The sequence below is a fragment of the Streptomyces sp. NBC_01497 genome (assembly GCF_036250695.1).
Classification (GTDB): domain Bacteria; phylum Actinomycetota; class Actinomycetes; order Streptomycetales; family Streptomycetaceae; genus Streptomyces.
The window spans coordinates 8,279,946-8,294,559 of sequence record NZ_CP109427.1; the positions used below are offsets into that span (position 1 = coordinate 8,279,946).

Annotated in this window: 11 protein-coding genes, 1 tRNA gene and 1 pseudogene; 9 read left to right on the plus strand and 4 right to left on the minus strand. The window is 69.3% G+C overall.

What is annotated here, in order from left to right; translation table 11 throughout:
- Nucleotides 1-66: 66 nt before the first annotated feature.
- Together OG310_RS34905 and OG310_RS34910 are read left to right on the plus strand one after the other, a co-directional pair.
- Nucleotides 67-1,116: an SDR family oxidoreductase gene (locus tag OG310_RS34905; RefSeq protein ID WP_329459856.1), complete on the plus strand. Its 1,050-nt coding sequence runs from the start codon at nt 67-69 to the stop codon at nt 1,114-1,116.
- Nucleotides 1,117-1,715: 599 nt separating this feature from the next.
- A tRNA-Met gene (locus OG310_RS34910) sits at nt 1,716-1,792 on the plus strand.
- A 459-nt stretch (nt 1,793-2,251) separates the two neighbouring features.
- Here OG310_RS34910 and OG310_RS34915 read toward each other — a convergent pair.
- Nucleotides 2,252-2,620, minus strand: a complete 369-nt coding sequence (locus OG310_RS34915; protein ID WP_329459857.1) for a DUF1330 domain-containing protein — start codon at nt 2,618-2,620, stop codon at nt 2,252-2,254.
- 676 nt (nt 2,621-3,296) lie between these two features.
- Between OG310_RS34915 and OG310_RS34920 the strand changes: the two genes are divergently transcribed.
- The 4 genes from OG310_RS34920 to OG310_RS34935 all read left to right on the plus strand — a co-directional run bounded on the left by OG310_RS34920 (nt 3,297) and on the right by OG310_RS34935 (nt 6,622).
- Nucleotides 3,297-3,758, plus strand: a complete 462-nt coding sequence (locus OG310_RS34920) for a putative quinol monooxygenase (RefSeq protein ID WP_329459858.1) — start codon at nt 3,297-3,299, stop codon at nt 3,756-3,758.
- On the plus strand, nt 3,755-4,507 hold the full coding sequence (locus OG310_RS34925) for an SDR family oxidoreductase (protein ID WP_329459859.1): 753 nt from the start codon (nt 3,755-3,757) through the stop codon (nt 4,505-4,507). Before OG310_RS34920 ends, OG310_RS34925 begins: the two co-directional genes overlap by 4 nt.
- 101 nt (nt 4,508-4,608) lie before the next feature.
- Entirely contained in the window at nt 4,609-5,442 is an 834-nt protein-coding gene (locus OG310_RS34930) for an SDR family oxidoreductase (RefSeq protein ID WP_329459860.1), read from the plus strand.
- Nucleotides 5,443-5,695: 253 nt separating this feature from the next.
- On the plus strand, nt 5,696-6,622 hold the full coding sequence (locus OG310_RS34935) for a LysR family transcriptional regulator (RefSeq protein WP_329459861.1): 927 nt from the start codon (nt 5,696-5,698) through the stop codon (nt 6,620-6,622).
- 152 nt (nt 6,623-6,774) lie between these two features.
- On the opposite strand, the gene OG310_RS34940 is transcribed toward OG310_RS34935, so the two are convergent.
- Nucleotides 6,775-8,868: an MFS transporter gene (locus tag OG310_RS34940; protein ID WP_329459862.1), complete on the minus strand. Its 2,094-nt coding sequence runs from the start codon at nt 8,866-8,868 to the stop codon at nt 6,775-6,777.
- Between the two features lie 133 nt (nt 8,869-9,001).
- On the opposite strand from OG310_RS34940, the gene OG310_RS34945 reads away from it, so the two are divergent.
- From OG310_RS34945 to OG310_RS34955, 3 genes and pseudogenes are all read left to right on the plus strand, one after another.
- Nucleotides 9,002-9,451 carry a MarR family winged helix-turn-helix transcriptional regulator gene (locus OG310_RS34945; protein ID WP_329459863.1) on the plus strand — a complete coding sequence of 150 codons (450 nt, stop codon included), beginning with the start codon at nt 9,002-9,004 and terminating at the stop codon, nt 9,449-9,451.
- Nucleotides 9,452-9,909: 458 nt separating this feature from the next.
- Nucleotides 9,910-10,583 (plus strand): annotated as a pseudogene (locus OG310_RS34950) (NAD(P)-dependent oxidoreductase).
- Between the two features lie 455 nt (nt 10,584-11,038).
- The gene (locus OG310_RS34955; RefSeq protein WP_329459864.1) at nt 11,039-11,521 is read left to right on the plus strand and encodes a hypothetical protein; all 483 of its coding nucleotides are present in this window, start codon (nt 11,039-11,041) and stop codon (nt 11,519-11,521) included.
- A 395-nt stretch (nt 11,522-11,916) separates the two neighbouring features.
- On the opposite strand, the gene OG310_RS34960 is transcribed toward OG310_RS34955, so the two are convergent.
- On the minus strand, nt 11,917-12,630 hold the full coding sequence (locus tag OG310_RS34960) for a tectonin domain-containing protein (RefSeq protein WP_329459865.1): 714 nt from the start codon (nt 12,628-12,630) through the stop codon (nt 11,917-11,919).
- Between the two features lie 737 nt (nt 12,631-13,367).
- Nucleotides 13,368-14,327: a prolyl aminopeptidase gene (pip, locus tag OG310_RS34965; protein ID WP_329459866.1), complete on the minus strand. Its 960-nt coding sequence runs from the start codon at nt 14,325-14,327 to the stop codon at nt 13,368-13,370.
- Nucleotides 14,328-14,614 lie beyond the last annotated feature (287 nt).

Below are 14,614 nucleotides of genomic sequence, written 5' to 3' on the forward strand. Positions count from 1 at the left end.
CGAGGGCTCGCGGCTGCGGGCTCCTCGCCCGGCCGCCCGCAGCCGGGTCGGCTGAGGCCGGCCGCGATGGGGCGGCACCCGTGCCCGTCGCGCCCTGGACACACCATTCCACCGCACAGAAAGCAGAGCAGAGTGAGTGAGCACCACACATGGACGATGCCTGACCGCAGGGGATACACGGCGATCGTGACCGGAGGGAGCAGCGGCGTCGGATTTGAGGTCGCGAAGCAACTGGCCCGGGCGGGCAGCCGGGTGGTCCTTGCCGTCCGTAACCGGGAGAAGGGCCGGGTCTGCGTTGAGGCCATCCGCGCTGCGGTACCCGGCGCCGCCGTGGCGCAGGAACATCTGGACGTGTCCTCCCTTGCGTCGGTGCGCGAGTTCACGGCACGGCTCACCGAGGCCGGCACTCAGGTGGACATTCTGGTCAACAACGCCGGCATTATGGGCGTACCCCGACGGCAGTTGTCCGTCGACGGCTTCGAACTCCAGTTGGCGACCAACTTCCTGGGTCACTTCGCCCTGACGGGTGGGCTCCTCGGGATACTTCGCGCGTCGCCCCGGGGCGCCCGCGTCGTGAACATCGGAAGCCTGGCCGTGAACTTCCCCACGACCCGGCTTGATCTGGACGACCTGCAAGGGGAGCGCCGCTACTCGGGAATGCGGGCATACGGGCAGTCCAAGCTTGCCGCGTTGCTGTTCGCCTTCGAGCTGGGCCGCAGGAGCACCCTCGGGTCCTGGGGTGTCACAAGCACCGCCGCACATCCCGGTTCGTGCACCACGAACCTCCAGGTGACCGGCAATCGCTTCGGCAAGGACACGACGAAGCGGCCCGTCAACGCCACGACACTCGTGATGCGCCTTCCCGGCCTGCACCAGGGGGCCGACCAGGGCGCCCTGCCTGTGCTGCGGGCTGCCACCGATGTGGACGCCCTGTCCGGTGACTACTTCGGCCCGTCCCGCAACTTCGAGGCTGTCGGCGCGCCCCGGCCCGCCCGGGTCCCTCGCCTCGCGCGCCAACAGCAGCTCGCGACGGACCTGTGGGTTCGAGCGGCGGAGCTGACCGATACGCGCTGGCCCGGGGAGAGTTGTGCCCCGGCACCAGCGAATGGTCAGTGACACGGTGAGCGACCGGCGGGCCCCGGCCCCTCCTCCGTCGTCGGGTGGGTGCGGGAGTGGTAGCGGGAGCGTGGGCTGGGGTCCCGGGAGCCGTTGCAACACAAAGAAGCAGCACCGTTCGGCGGGTACGTAGCGATGGCGCGGCTCGATCTCGGTGGCGCATCCGGACCGGGCAAGACCGGGCAAGTTCCCGGACTCGCACGCGGTCCGGTGTCGTAGTGGACGCGCCTCTCCGGAGTCCCCCTGCGGGCGAGGACGACGCGAAGATCCGCAGATCCCCACTCCCCGCATGCCGGCGAGACGGAACCTGGGCGCATACAGGCGTCGGCATGACCGCCAGTCGAAGGGCCGGGGCCGGACCACCTCGGGACGTAGGACGGCTTCCTGCAGCCGCCGGGTGGTCTCGCACCGACGCTCAACTCCGTTGCCACACCGCGCAGAACGGGCGATCTGGGCGATGAGCGAGGCATCGTGGAGTCCGAGGCAGGGGAGGCCCCGCTCGGGCCGAGCAGGTTCTCCCCCTGTTGTGCCTACGAGACTGCACCTTTGCCGACGTGCGCGGGGGCGGCCCCGGGATGCCGTACAGTGAGCATTACCGACGCGGGGTGGAGCAGCTCGGTAGCTCGCTGGGCTCATAACCCAGAGGTCGCAGGTTCAAATCCTGTCCCCGCTACCAACTCCGGCCCCCCCACAGCACAACGGTGAGGGGGCCGGATGCATATCCGGCTCACAGGCCCCACGTGGCGCTGCCGACCGCCGCTTCCCACCTCGGGCGTGACCGCCAGGAGGGTGAGTGGGCGCGCCCTGGGATCGGGCAGGGCGAACGGGCGGAAACGAGCCGGGCCGCTCCTCGATACCTCACCGCGGCCACCCTGGTCGTCGGGCTTCGATCGTGAGCGCCACCATCTCGACACCGGTGGCAACAGGGGGCCCCGAACTCCGCGCCGCCCGTCATCGTCATCTGGCCGGACGCGCGGCAGCGTTCGCCCTCAGGAGTTGCTCCTTCCCCAGGACCGGGGAAGTCGGGACGCCGACCGAGCCGTGGCCGCGCCTCTGACGATGCCTCTCGCAGGTGGTCCATCGGTCCCATGAGGCAAGACGCAACCAGTTCACCACAGCGCTTTGACCCAGAGTGCTATGCGGTCCCGGAGGACGGGTCTTCCTTGACCGCTCCCCGGATCTGCTGGGCGAAACCACGGACGGTGTATCCCTGAGGGAGGCTGTCGATCAACACCATGTCGGAGATGGAGTTGTTGACGCGCAGCGGTCGGATACGCCGGTAACCGGGTGAGTCGTACCACCGTTCCGCGGCGGAGCGGTCGGGGAACTCCATCAGGACGACCGACCCGGGCCAGGTGCCTTCCACGACGGTGGCTTCGCCATTGGCGAGCCATCTTCCGCCGAACGGCTTCGCTGTCTCCTCTACCTGCTCAAGATAGGACAGGCCCGCCTCGTTGGGGATGCCACCGGGGATGCGCAGGTGGTTGATCAGATACGTGCTCATATCCCAGCTCCCAGTTCAGTGACTGCCTTTTCACGTCCTTACCAAATCATATCCGCACGTATCGGTCCTGCGGCGGTATGGCGCGAGAGCCGAGGCATTTCGGTGACCTGCTTTTCGGTGCCCTGGCTCGATGGGTGGACTGGTAGGGCATGAACCGGTTGGTGTGGCGGCGTCGAGACCTCGCCCCGGCATGGCCGGGAACCGGGCCGCGAGCCATGGGACCGGCTGTCCGGCGCTGGTCCAGCCGCGGCACCAGTAAGGCGAGGCGATTTTCTCCCACCGCGCGGTCGGCGGGCTGTACACGCACGATGTCGTGGACGTGCCCCCCGGAACGGCATGCGGCGCAACCGCGCGCTCGGCATGGTCCTGACCCCGTAGAGGCTGTGCCGCCGCCGTTGGTTCCTTCCCCTTCCGCACCGGGGCCGCCGGTTGAGCGAGTGGCCTCACGCCGGGCGCCGGCATTCGCCCTTCGCGCAGCCACCCCACTGTCGCCTCGAACAGCACCGGCGCTCTCCTACCGGCCGCAGAGACCCGCGCGGCCACCCGTCCCGGAACTCGGCCTCCAGGCATTGCCATGCGCAGATCGCATGCTTGCGATGAAAAACGATCGCTTGTGCGCATGGATTGGCGGGGCCATCGTGGAGATGTCCCCACCGCGACGACAAGGAGAAACACAGTGAGCGCGTCAGCAGACAGCACCGTCGGACACGCGGGTCACACCGTGCAGACGGGGCGGGAGCGGGGCCAGGCCGTGCCGGGCCCTGATCCGGTGTGTCTCGTCACCCGGTTCACCGCCGTCGACGATGCGGCCGCCAGGGGGCTGCTCGACGAGCTGCGAGCGATCGAGGGGTCGGTCGTGGCCGAGTACGGCCACCTCACCTACGACGTCTTCGCCGACCAGGACCATCCCCTGGACCTCTACGTGATCGAAACCTGGGCCGGCGCCACGGACGCTCAGCGGCACGAGGACCTCGTGCTCGGTAACGGCACCGTGCAGCGCGTCATGCCGCTCCTGACGGCGCCGCTTCGCACGCTGACCCTCCTGCCCGTCGCGACTGACAGTGCCGGTGCCACATACCGGCCGGCCCCCGTCAGGGCGCAGAGCGGATCCAACGACAAGGAAGCTGAACAAGAATGAAGACGACAGGACGGAAGGTGCTGATCACCGGCGCCGGCACCGGCATGGGGCTGGAAGCCGCCAAGAGATTCAGCGACCTGGGCAGCCGCGTCATCATGGTCGCGCGCAACGCGGACCGCCTGCGCACCGAGGCAGCGCGACTTCCGGGCGCCATCGCGTTCCCCGGCGACATCTCCAACGAGGAGCAGGTCGCGCGCCTGGTGAAGTCCGTCGTGGCGGAACACCCCGACCTCGACACGGTGCTGCTCAATGCCGGGGTGACCCACACCTACAAGCTGTTCGGCATGGAGGACGCTCCCGCCCACGCGGAAGTCGAGATGCGCACGAACTACCTTTCGGCGGTCCGGCTCATCGACGGTTTCGTTCCGCTGCTGCGGCGGCAGGCCGACCCGGCGCTGATCGTCACCACCTCCGGGGTCGCCTTCGCTCCGGACATCACCAACCCGACCTACAGTGCCACCAAAGCGGCACTGCACTCTCTGACGCAGTCGGTCCGGCTCCAGCTCGAACGCGACGGTTCGCCGGTCAGTGTTTTCGAATTCATGGCCCCGCTCGTCGACTCGCCCTTCTCGGCCGCTGTGATCTCCGAGCAGAAGGTGTCTGCCTCCGATGCGGTCGCCGAGCTGTTCGACGCACTGGAACGCGACGAGTTCGAACTCCACGCCGGCCTGACGAAGGACATCTACGAGGCGCTGCGCAGTTCCTCCGACGCCGCGGTGCGTGCCGTGAACGCCGCGACCGGCGGCTGACACCAGCCATGTACGCCCGCACCGGCACTGCCGCCGCCCAGCTCGACATGCGGCAGGACATTCAGCACGACATTCAGCAGGATCCATCACAGGAGAAGACCATGACCACCTGGCTCATCACCGGAGCGTCCCGCGGCATCGGCCGCGAAATGGCCGAGCAGGCCCTGACCCGCGGCGACCGCGTCGCCGCCACACTGCGCCGCCCCGAGCAACTCGACGACCTCGCTGAAAAGTTCGGCGACCGGCTGTGGCGCGCACCTCTGGACGTGACGGACAGCGCCCAGATCGAGGACGTGATGGCACGGGCGTTCGCCGACCACGAGCGTATAGACGTCGTCGTCTCGAACGCCGGTTTCGGCGTCTTCGGCGCCGGCGAGGACCTCAGCGACGAGCAGGTCGAGGGCGCGATCGCCACGAATCTCACCGGCTCGATCCAGCTCGCCCGCCGTGCGATCCCGCACCTTCGCGCCCAGGGCGGGGGCGTTTTCGTCCAGCTGTCGAGCATGGGCGGTCACATCACCTTCCCGGGCTTCGCGATCTACCACGCGACGAAGTGGGGAGTGGAGGGGTACTTCGAGGCGCTGGCGGCCGAGGTCGAGCCGTTCGGGATCAAGACGGTGCTCGTGGAGCCCGGAATGGTACGGACGAGCTTCTACGACGCGGCCGCACGGGTCCCGCTGAGCGAGCCGTACCGCGGCGGTCCGGCCGACGTGCCGGAGCTCCGGGTCGAGGACATGGTCGCGAGCCGGTCCGGCGTCGCCCACGCCACGATCGAGGCGGCTCTGTCCGACGACCCGCCGCTGCGTCTGCTGCTGAACTCCGACGCCTACGAGGCCGTGACCACCACGGTCCGTGGCCGGCTCGCGTCCCTGGAAGGCCGGCGCGAGGCCGCCTACGCCGCGGACGCCGAGTACCCGGTCCCGCTCGGCGGCTGAGAGGAACATGCCGGGGAGCCCGTGACTGAGCGAGCGGCAACGAAGCAGTCCGGGCAGGGCCACGGACGACGGCGGGCCCCGGGCCGAGGATGGCGTGAGGACCCGCCCTCGTGCGTCCCCCGTCGTACTCCCCGTGTCCCGCGCGTCCTCACGCGTGCGCCTCGTCACACGTCCCGCTTTCGCGTCGCCGCGCCATGCGCGGCATGAAGGGCCATCCTTTGCCGACCCCACGGCGCACGCATATCGTCCCACCATGCCGGAACTGACGTTGACGGGCCTGCGGGTCACGCTTGAAGTCGCTCAGCGCGGGTCCTTCACCGCGGCAGCCGAGGCTCTCGGCTACACGCAGTCTGCGGTCTCCCGCCAGATCATCGCGACGGAAGCCGCCGTGGGGGCCTCGCTGTTCGAACGGCACGCCCGTGGGGTCAGGCCGACGCCGTCCGGCGAGGCCCTGCTGCGGCACGCGCGGCACATGATCGCGCACGTGGAGGCGGCGGAACTGGAGATCGCCGGGCTTCGGGACCGCCTCGCGGGCCGCCTGGCCGTCGGCGCCTATCCGACCGCGGCGGCCGCGCTGGTGCCGCGCGCCGTCGCACGCCTGCGAGAGGCGCACCCGGCCCTCACCGTGAGCCTGTGGGAGGCGGGCAGCCCCGCCCAGCTACGCCGCCTTCGCGCCGGACGCCTTGAGATGGCCGTCGTGGCGATCGGGGACGGGCTCCCCGACTACGACTTCACCGGGCTGCGCATCGAAGTCGTACGAAGTGGCCGCGGCATGGGCGTGGCGGTCGGCGCGGACCATCCGCTGGCCTCCCGGGACTCCGTGCACGTCGACGACCTGGCACAGGAAGCGTGGATCGTGGGAGTCGGCGGAGAGGGGGAACCCCAGTTCGGTGCCTGGCCGACCCTTGAGGCTCCGCGCGTAGCCTACGAGGCCCGCGGCTGGCAGACACGCCTGGGCCTCGTCGCAGCGGGACTGGGCGTCTCGGTCCTGCCCGGACTGGCCGCGGACACGGTCCCGCACGGCGTGAAGTGGCTGCGCGTCGACGACCCGGCCCTCGTGCTCAAGAGAGAGACCCTCATGGTCACGGCCACCGACGCGTCGACCGCCGCGAGAGCCATGCTCCAGGCCGTGCGCGACGAGATCTCCGAATCCGCCACGGACGGCGAACCCCTCGTGTGACAGTTCCGTCGGGGCACTCCGTGCTCCGGGGCGACGACGACTCCGGTGGCGAGTTCCCGAGAAGCGAGGACCGGAAGCCGCAGCTCCCGTCGGGTCCCGGCATGTGCCGAGCGTGATGCCGACCCCCGCTCGCGTGCCGGTCCCTACCGTGGTCAGGCGCCGGTGAGCGCGTCGAGGTCGCCCGTCCGGAGGATGTCGGCCTGCTGGGGGAAGACCTTCTCGATCAGAACGCGGTGCACCTCGGCGTCGGGGTCGGAGGTGGCGTCGGCGAGGACGAACAGGCGGTAATCCTGGTCGGCCGCGTCGCGCAGGGTGGAGAGTACGACGCCTGAGGTCGATATGCCGGCGACGACGAGCGTGTTGACGCCCTTGGGGCGCAGGTCGCGGTAGAGCTCGGTGGTGCTGAAGGCGCCGAACCGGGTCTTGCGCACGACGATGTCGCTCGTACGGACCTCCAGTGAGGCGTGCAGCGCGGCCTCCGGGCTGCCGTCGAGCAGGAACCGGCTCTCGGCGATGGCGGCGAAGGATTTGCTGTGCGCGGGAATCTCGTCGAAGTCCTCCTCGGCGAAGGCGACGCGTACGTGGACGACCTGGATGTCGTGGTCCCGCGCCCAGGCCAGGGCCTGCCGCGCGTGGTCGAGCACCGGCTCGGCGTCGGCGATGGAGCCCAGGACGGCGTTCTGGTAGTCCATCAGCAAAAGGGCGGTACGGGCCGGGACGATGGCTGGGGAAATGCTGGCCGCGGACATGGGGTTGTTCTCCTTGCGGGGTGAGGGGACCTCGTCCGACGGCGCCTTCAGGCGCGGGTCGAACACGGACATCAGCAGCACGACGGCGCCGATGCCGATGAGGATGAGTGAGACGTGGTGCAGACCTGAGTCGCTCACGTGGGTGCGGAACACGCTGCCGGTGATCGTCGCCGAGGCGATCGAGCCGATGTAGCCGAACGTGCGCAGCAGGCCGGACGCGGTGCCGAGCTTCTCGGGAGGCGCCTCGCGGTACAGGGTGGTCTGGTTGGCGAGGTTGCTGATGCCCGACATGATGCCGAACAGCGCGGTCACGCCGATGACCGCGATCACCGGGGTGGTGCTGGTCAGGAACAATGCCGATATCGAGCCGGCCACGAGCAGGAGCGCCGCGAGGATCAGCGGCCCCCGCACGTCGACGTGGTTGGCCACCAGCCGGGCTGCGATCGCCGAGAGCAGGCCCATCGGCAGCAGCACGAGCCCGGCCGCGTAGGCGGACAGCCCGTGCGCGGCCTCCAGCCACTGAGTGAGCCCGTAGAGCATGACGTAGACGCCCAGCAGGCTGAGTCCGTTACGCAGGTAGGTGCGGGTGAGTGCGCCGTTCGAAGCGAGCAGCCGGACGTCGAGGAACGGGTTGGCCGCCCGCAGTTCCCACCAAACGAGGGCGGCGGCGAACGCGACGGCGAAGCCGAGCGCGGCCCAATGCGGCTCTCGCAGCGAGAGGAGGAAGACGAGCAGCGCCGTCATCGTGGCTCCGAAGCCCAGGACGCCGGGCACGTCAATGCGAGCGAGGACGTCGCGCGTCGCTCGGCCCCTGATGACGTCGGTGTCCTTGGCTATCCAGGCCAGCGCCATCGCGAAGGCGAGGACGGTAAACGGCACGTTGACGAGAAACGCCGCACGCCAGCCGAACCATCCGACGAGCAGGCCGCCGATCGCCGGTCCGATCGCCACCGTGACGGCGCCGGCGATGGCCAGGCTGCTGAGTACCTTGCCGGGAGGCGCGTCGAGCCCGATCGCGGTGGCTCGCCGGCGGATCAGCAGCATCGCTGCCGGGTAGCCGGCGGAGGTGCCCAACCCGATCAGTACCCGTGCCACGACCAGCATCGGCATGTCGGTGGCGATGCCTCCCAGCAGGCCACCGAGGAAGACCACGACGATCCCGGTCACGAAGACCCGCCGGGGGCCGAACTCCTCGGACAGGCGCCCCGCGGTCGGCTGGGCTATCGCGCTGGTCAGGTACAGGCAGGAGATCAGGATCGCGGTCTGGCCGACGCTCACACCCACGGAGGCGGCGATGGCGACGAGGGCGGTGGCGATGACTGAGCTGTTGACGGGGTTGAGTGTCGCGCCCATGAGCAGCGGCGCGACGAATCGCGGACCGAAAGGCCGCTGACGCCACGGCTGCGCACCCGGTGCGTGCGCGCCGGTGCGGGATTGGTGCTGGTCGTCCGGTGCGTGCGCGCCGGCTCCAGCACCTGCGCGGCCGGTCGAATCCATGGCGAATCTCCTCTCGTGCTCGGATGGATGAAGGCGGCGATCCTCCCGTCGTCCCGCTCGGGACCCTGAGAGATGTGCAGGCTGCCTGACAAATAATATAGCAGGCTACCTGCCTATCTGTTATCGTCGACCCATGGGCGCCGAGGAGAAGCGGGTGGATGAGACCGCGGCTGAACTGACGAAGGCGATGACGCGCCTGCGGGCACGGCTGCGCAGCGAGAGCGCACCTGATGAGATGCCCTGGACGTGGTCGCAGCTGACCACCCTCGGCCGCGTCGTCGAAGAGGGGCCGACGACGACCAGCGCACTCGCGCAGGCCGAACATGTGCGTCGCCAGTCAATGGCGGAGACCCTCTCCGCATTGCGCGGGCACGGCCTGATCATGTCCGAGCAGGACCCGGACGACGGGCGGAAAACGCTGATCAGCGCCACCCGAGAGGGGCGCGCGCTGATAGCCACGATTCCGGCGGCGCGGGAAGCGTGGCTGGCAGGCGTACTGCAACGCCTGCTGCAGCCGGGCGAGCAGCAGGTGCTGCTGCGGGCGGCCGAGATCATGAACAGGATCGCCGACGCCGACGGCTGACCGTCGGCGTCGGGCAGTCGGGGTCGGGCGGCTGGGGGTGGGCGGCCGGGTGGGGGCCGGATGCCACCCCCGGTGGCCTGCTGTACGGCGGGCAGGGCCTGTGTAGAGGCGTTCGTTGTTCGTGATGGGGGAGCGAGTGCCTCCATCCTTGTGCTTGTCTCGTGCTGTCCTCCCGAGCGCCCCCGACTGCCCGGATCGCATGGATGGTGGGCGATGGGTGGTGGCTTCCCGGGAGAGCTGTCGGTTGCCGGATCCGTGCGGGGACACTGCCTGGGACAAAGCACTGGTTCGGCTGAAGGATTCGGTCGCGCGGATCCGGTGAGGACCGTGCCCTCGGATCCGAGCGGCTCGCTGTCCGTGACCGATCCCAACGAAGACGAAGCCGGGGTGACCATTGGTGGCTTCGGTTGGCAGATGTCGGGTGCATCATATGGTGCCCGATGTGCTTCTGACGCCCGATCACGGTCGGCCAGGAGGGCAGCGTCCAGGCCAAGATCACGATCTTCGGTGTCAGCGGGACCCTCGGCAGCCGGATCCTGCGTGAGGCACTTGACCGCAACCGCTAGGCGACCGCAGTGGCGCGTGACACTGCCAAGGTCATGGCTACTCATCCGCATCTGACCGTTGTCACCGGCGATGTCCTCGACCCCGGATGTGTGGCCGAAGTGGCGGAGGGACGCGACATCGTCATCAGCGCGGTCAGGGGCGGCGGTCCGGCAGGTGCGGCCACCATCGAGCGTGCTGCCAGATCCCTGGTCGAGGGGTACGCACGTTGGGCGCCGACGCCGCGCGCCTGATCTCGGTCGGCGGCGCGGGCTCACTGCGCATGCCGGACGGCAGCCAGGCCTGGGACATGGAGGGCCTGCCGGATTCCGCTGTGCGGATCATGCACGCCCACGGTGACGCCTTGGACTTCTTCCGCACGGTCCCCGACGTCGGGTGGACCGTTTTCAGCCCGGCTGCCGCGATCGAACCCCGCGAGCGCACGGGTGGCTACCGCACCGCTCTGGACGATCTGGTCATCGATGCCGGGGGGAGCAGCAGCATCTCCGCAGATGACTACGCCGTCGCCAGCATCGACGAGTGCGTGGACGCCCATCACGTAGGCGAGCGCTTCACCGCGGGCTACTGAACGCGCCACTGAAGTCCCGGAAACGCGCTGCCGAAAGTTCACGTCTATGTGATCACCCTTGCGCGGTTCAAGCGGACGCGCGTGCGGGCTTCGTCCGATCTGCGCTCTGCCACGCAGCGCACGAAGAGTCCACGGGAACTCGCCGCGGTCCCGGTCCCCCGGGGGGTGCCCGAACGCCCCCGGGGCGTTCGGGCACCCCCCGGAACTCGCCGCGCTCCCTGCCGGCGGGTTGACGACGGTGGCCCTGTGCCGACGGCACGGTCCGGGACGGCGAGCAGTTTGCGGCGGCCAGTCTCCGATGAAGCCACATCACTGACTTCGACTTGTCATGCCAGTTTCAACACGCGTAGACCGGGGGAGGCATCCGCTTGTCGGCATCCCGCGAGTCCTCGCCCCTGGTACGGCGCGGATTCCGGTTGGGGAGCGCACTGTGCTCCGACACTCTGGAGAGTCAAATGAAGGTAAGAGCACTCCTCGCGCCGGCCGTCCTGGCCGCCGTGGCAACGGTCGGCGTCATTTCGGCCCCATCCGCCAGCGCCAGCGGCACCAAGCTGACGCAGGCCCAAGCGGCCTCGCAGTTCCGGGCGGCGGGCATCACCTGGAGCTCCAGCGGCAACTGCACCACCCGCTCCAACTCGACCTGCACGTCCTTCGATCAGATCAACTCCGGCACGGTTGACACGATCATCACCCTCAAACAAGCCAGCGGCTGCGCCATCAACATCACGGGCGGCACCGAGGTAGGCCACGCGTCCGGCACCTACAGCCACTACAACGGCTACAAGGTCGACACCTCGCACAACTCCTGCCTCGACGGCTACGTGCACAACAGTTTCACCTCCATAGGCCTGCGCGGCGACGGCTACCCTCAGTGGAAGGCCGCGTCGGGCAACCTTTATTGCGACGAGGGAAACCACTGGGACATCACCGCCTACTGACACGCTCCGCAGGTGCGTAGGGGGCCCTCGTGCCCGCGGTCCGTCCCGGTCGTGAGGTGGACCGAGGGCTGACTGGGGCGTACGCGGCGACCGCCCACCGCGGCGCCCCGGCGTCGAGGGCTGGGCGGCGTCCCGCTCCTCGCGCTGCCCCCGCCCGTACCGCCCCGTGCGGGTCCCCGGACGCGTACGGACGTCGCCCTCTTCGCGTATGGCGACGGGCAGTCGGAGGCGGTCCGCCTCGCGGGCGCGGGTGACGCCGGGCGGATCGTGCCGGAGTGGACGGCGTTCGCGTCGGTGTCGCGCTCGACCGGGCGACGTCGCGGCGGGGGACCGGCCACGTCATAGTGCGGGCCCCGGACTCTCTGGCCGGGGCCCGCAATGATGAGGGGCGGAGATCAGCTGGGCTGGTCTCCCGTGTAGCGGTAGATCTCGTTGCCGCTGTTGATGTGCCACGCGTTGCCGTCGGCACCCGCGGCGACGTCAGTGGCGGTCCCGGGGATCTTGACCCACGGATTGGCGCCGCTGGCGTCGTTGTTGGTGTATCGGTAGATGCTGCCGGCGGGATCGACGCCCCACACGTTCGTCCGGGAGCCCACCGCGATGCGTTTGAGGCTGCCGGGGACGTTCACCCACGGATTTGAGCCGTCCTGGTCACCGGTGTACCGGAAGACCTGGTTGCCCCTGTTGACGCCCCACACGGTGCCGTCAGCGCCCGCGCCGATGTCACTCAGGGCCCCGGGGATCTTGATCCAGGGATTGGCGTCATGGTTCGTGTACCGGTAGATGGCGTCGGCGGAGTCCACCCCCCACACATTCGTCCTGGAGCCCGCGTCGATGCGGACCAGGCTGCCGGAGATGCTCGGCCACGGATTCGAAGCACCCTGGTCCCCGGCATACCGGAAGATCTGGTGGCCCCCGTTGACGCCCCACACCGTGCCGTCCGACGCAGCGCCGATGTCACTCAGCGCCCCCGGAATGTTGATCCAGGGGTTGGCATCGTAGTTGGTGTACCGATAGATGGCGTTCGCCGCATTGACACCCCACACCGTTGTCCTGGACCCCGCCGAGATGGCAGTGAGACTGCCCGCGACCTTCACCCAATCCGCCATGCCCAAAACCCTTTCCATGAGCCGGTATTGAGTGTCATCTTCCGCGAAGAGACGGGGCAATAAGGTAGGCGAATGTTTGTCCTCATGCCAAACAAGACAGTAAATCGGTGTTTTGACTCTTATCGCCCCGCCGGGCGGGGGCATCAGGGCCTCGGCCGGAGGCATTCCGGCTGGAAGCGCTGTCCCACGCTGCGGGTATCGACACAAGCGCCGACCCATGCCTGCACCGGGAGGGCCCCGCGCAACACCTCGGCCGGCACCGGCCTCGGCCGCCTGGCCGACGAGAGCCCGAATGAGGCCGGCGATCGTCGTTGAGCCACTCGTCCGCTGCACGGCGGCGCCGTCCGAGGCGGCTCCAACGTGTCGGAGTTGAAGATGAGCGTGAGGGACGGGCTCCATTCGCCACGTTGTTCTCGCGCCCGACGGGCAGGCTTTCATCCGGCCGCACCGGTCGCACCGGTCGCACCGGTCGCAGCGGCCGCAGCGGCCGCACCGGTCGCGCCACGGAGGGTGCACTCGTCGCCCCTGTCATTCTCGTCGCCCTGGACGCGCGTGCGGATTGGAGTGTCCTGGGTGCCCGTGCGGTGGCGCAGTGCGCAGGGGACGCCCGTCTCGCGCCAGTGGCGCGCGAGCTCACGCATCTCCAGCAGCTCTGCCCTGGGGGAGCGGCCCCGGTGCTGTGACCCAGCAGCGCCTCGACGAGAGCCGGCGAACCCGCATCGGCCTCCTCAGGGGAGTCAGCGGTTCTTGAACTCCTCGATGGCGTCCCGGAGTACGTGGCCCGCGGCGTCGCTTCCGGCATGCCCCGCGTCCTCGATGATGTGGAGCCGTGCGCCGGGCCACGCCTTCGCCAGTTCCCATGCCGTCCGGACCGGGCAGCCCATGTCGTGCCTGCCGTGCACGATCACCCCTGGAATCCCGGCCAACTTGTATGCGTCACGGATCAGTTGATCTTCCTCCAGCCAGGCGCCGTTACTGAAGAAGTGCGCGCAGATCCGGACGAATGCGATCCGCGCGTCCGCCTCCCGGTCGCTGTACATGCCGGGGACGCCGTTGGGCTCGTCGGTGATGACGGCATCCTCCCAGGCGAGCCAGTTCGCGGCGGCCTTCTCGCGAACCGCATGGTCGGGGTTCTCCATCAGCCGCGCGTAGGCCGCGAGCAGTTCGCCGTCCCGCTCGCCCTCGGGAACGCCCGCGCGGAACCGGTCCCACGCCTCGGGGCGGAACCGCCTGGCGCCCCGGTAGAGCCACTCGATCTCCGAGCGGCGACTCGTCATCACCGCCTGGATGACGATCTCGGTGACCCGTTCGGGGTACTGCTCCGCGTAGGCGAGGACGAGCGTCGGGCCCCAGGAGGCGCCGTTGAGCAGCCACTTCTCGATGCCGAGGTGTTCGCGCAGCGCCTCCATGTCGTCGATCAGGTGCCGCGTGGTGTTGAGGCTCATGTCGGTGGCAGGGTCGCTGGCGTGCGGGGTGCTGCGGCCACAGTTGCGCTGGTCGTAGCGGATGATCCGGTACGCCTCGGGATCCCAGGCCCTCGTGGGGCGTCGCGAGGCGCCACTCCCCGGGCCGCCGTGGACCATCAGGGCGGGTTTGCCCTGGGGGTTGCCGAGTTGCTCGTAGTAGACGCGGTTGCCGTCCCCGGTGTCGAGGAAACCGGCATCGTAGGGACGTGTCGGCGGATAGAGATCGACCATGACCGCCGATCCTAACGAGCCCGTGCATGGTTGGCGGTGGAGCGTCGAAGCCCGTGATCGCCGACCTTGGTGGCCGTGGAGAGGAATCGGGCACGCGCGGCAGCCGGCCGCAGCCGGCGGATCACCGGGCGGGCCCACAGCCGACGGATTGGTCGATTCGTCACGGATAAAGACCCGTTGTGGTGAGTGGCGCGAATGACACCAGGCCGGGCTCGCGTCACGTCCTCGCGCCGGCGGGGGCCGGGACGCAGCGGTGTGCTGAGCGTCTGTCGGGCCGGGGCAGGAAC

Excerpts from the sequence above, each read along its gene's own strand:
- OG310_RS34930 (WP_329459860.1), top strand. The coding sequence starts at position 4,609 with ATGACCACCTGGCTCATCACCGGAGCGTCCCGCGGCATCGGCCGCGAA.
- OG310_RS34915 (WP_329459857.1), bottom strand. The coding sequence starts at position 2,620 with ATGAGCACGTATCTGATCAACCACCTGCGCATCCCCGGTGGCATCCCC.
- OG310_RS34960 (WP_329459865.1), bottom strand. The coding sequence starts at position 12,630 with ATGGCGGATTGGGTGAAGGTCGCGGGCAGTCTCACTGCCATCTCGGCG.
- OG310_RS34945 (WP_329459863.1), top strand. The coding sequence starts at position 9,002 with ATGGGCGCCGAGGAGAAGCGGGTGGATGAGACCGCGGCTGAACTGACG.
- OG310_RS34935 (WP_329459861.1), top strand. The coding sequence starts at position 5,696 with ATGCCGGAACTGACGTTGACGGGCCTGCGGGTCACGCTTGAAGTCGCT.
- OG310_RS34940 (WP_329459862.1), bottom strand. The coding sequence starts at position 8,868 with ATGGATTCGACCGGCCGCGCAGGTGCTGGAGCCGGCGCGCACGCACCG.
- OG310_RS34905 (WP_329459856.1), top strand. The coding sequence starts at position 67 with ATGGGGCGGCACCCGTGCCCGTCGCGCCCTGGACACACCATTCCACCG.
- OG310_RS34955 (WP_329459864.1), top strand. The coding sequence starts at position 11,039 with ATGAAGGTAAGAGCACTCCTCGCGCCGGCCGTCCTGGCCGCCGTGGCA.
- pip (WP_329459866.1), bottom strand. The coding sequence starts at position 14,327 with ATGGTCGATCTCTATCCGCCGACACGTCCCTACGATGCCGGTTTCCTC.
- OG310_RS34925 (WP_329459859.1), top strand. The coding sequence starts at position 3,755 with ATGAAGACGACAGGACGGAAGGTGCTGATCACCGGCGCCGGCACCGGC.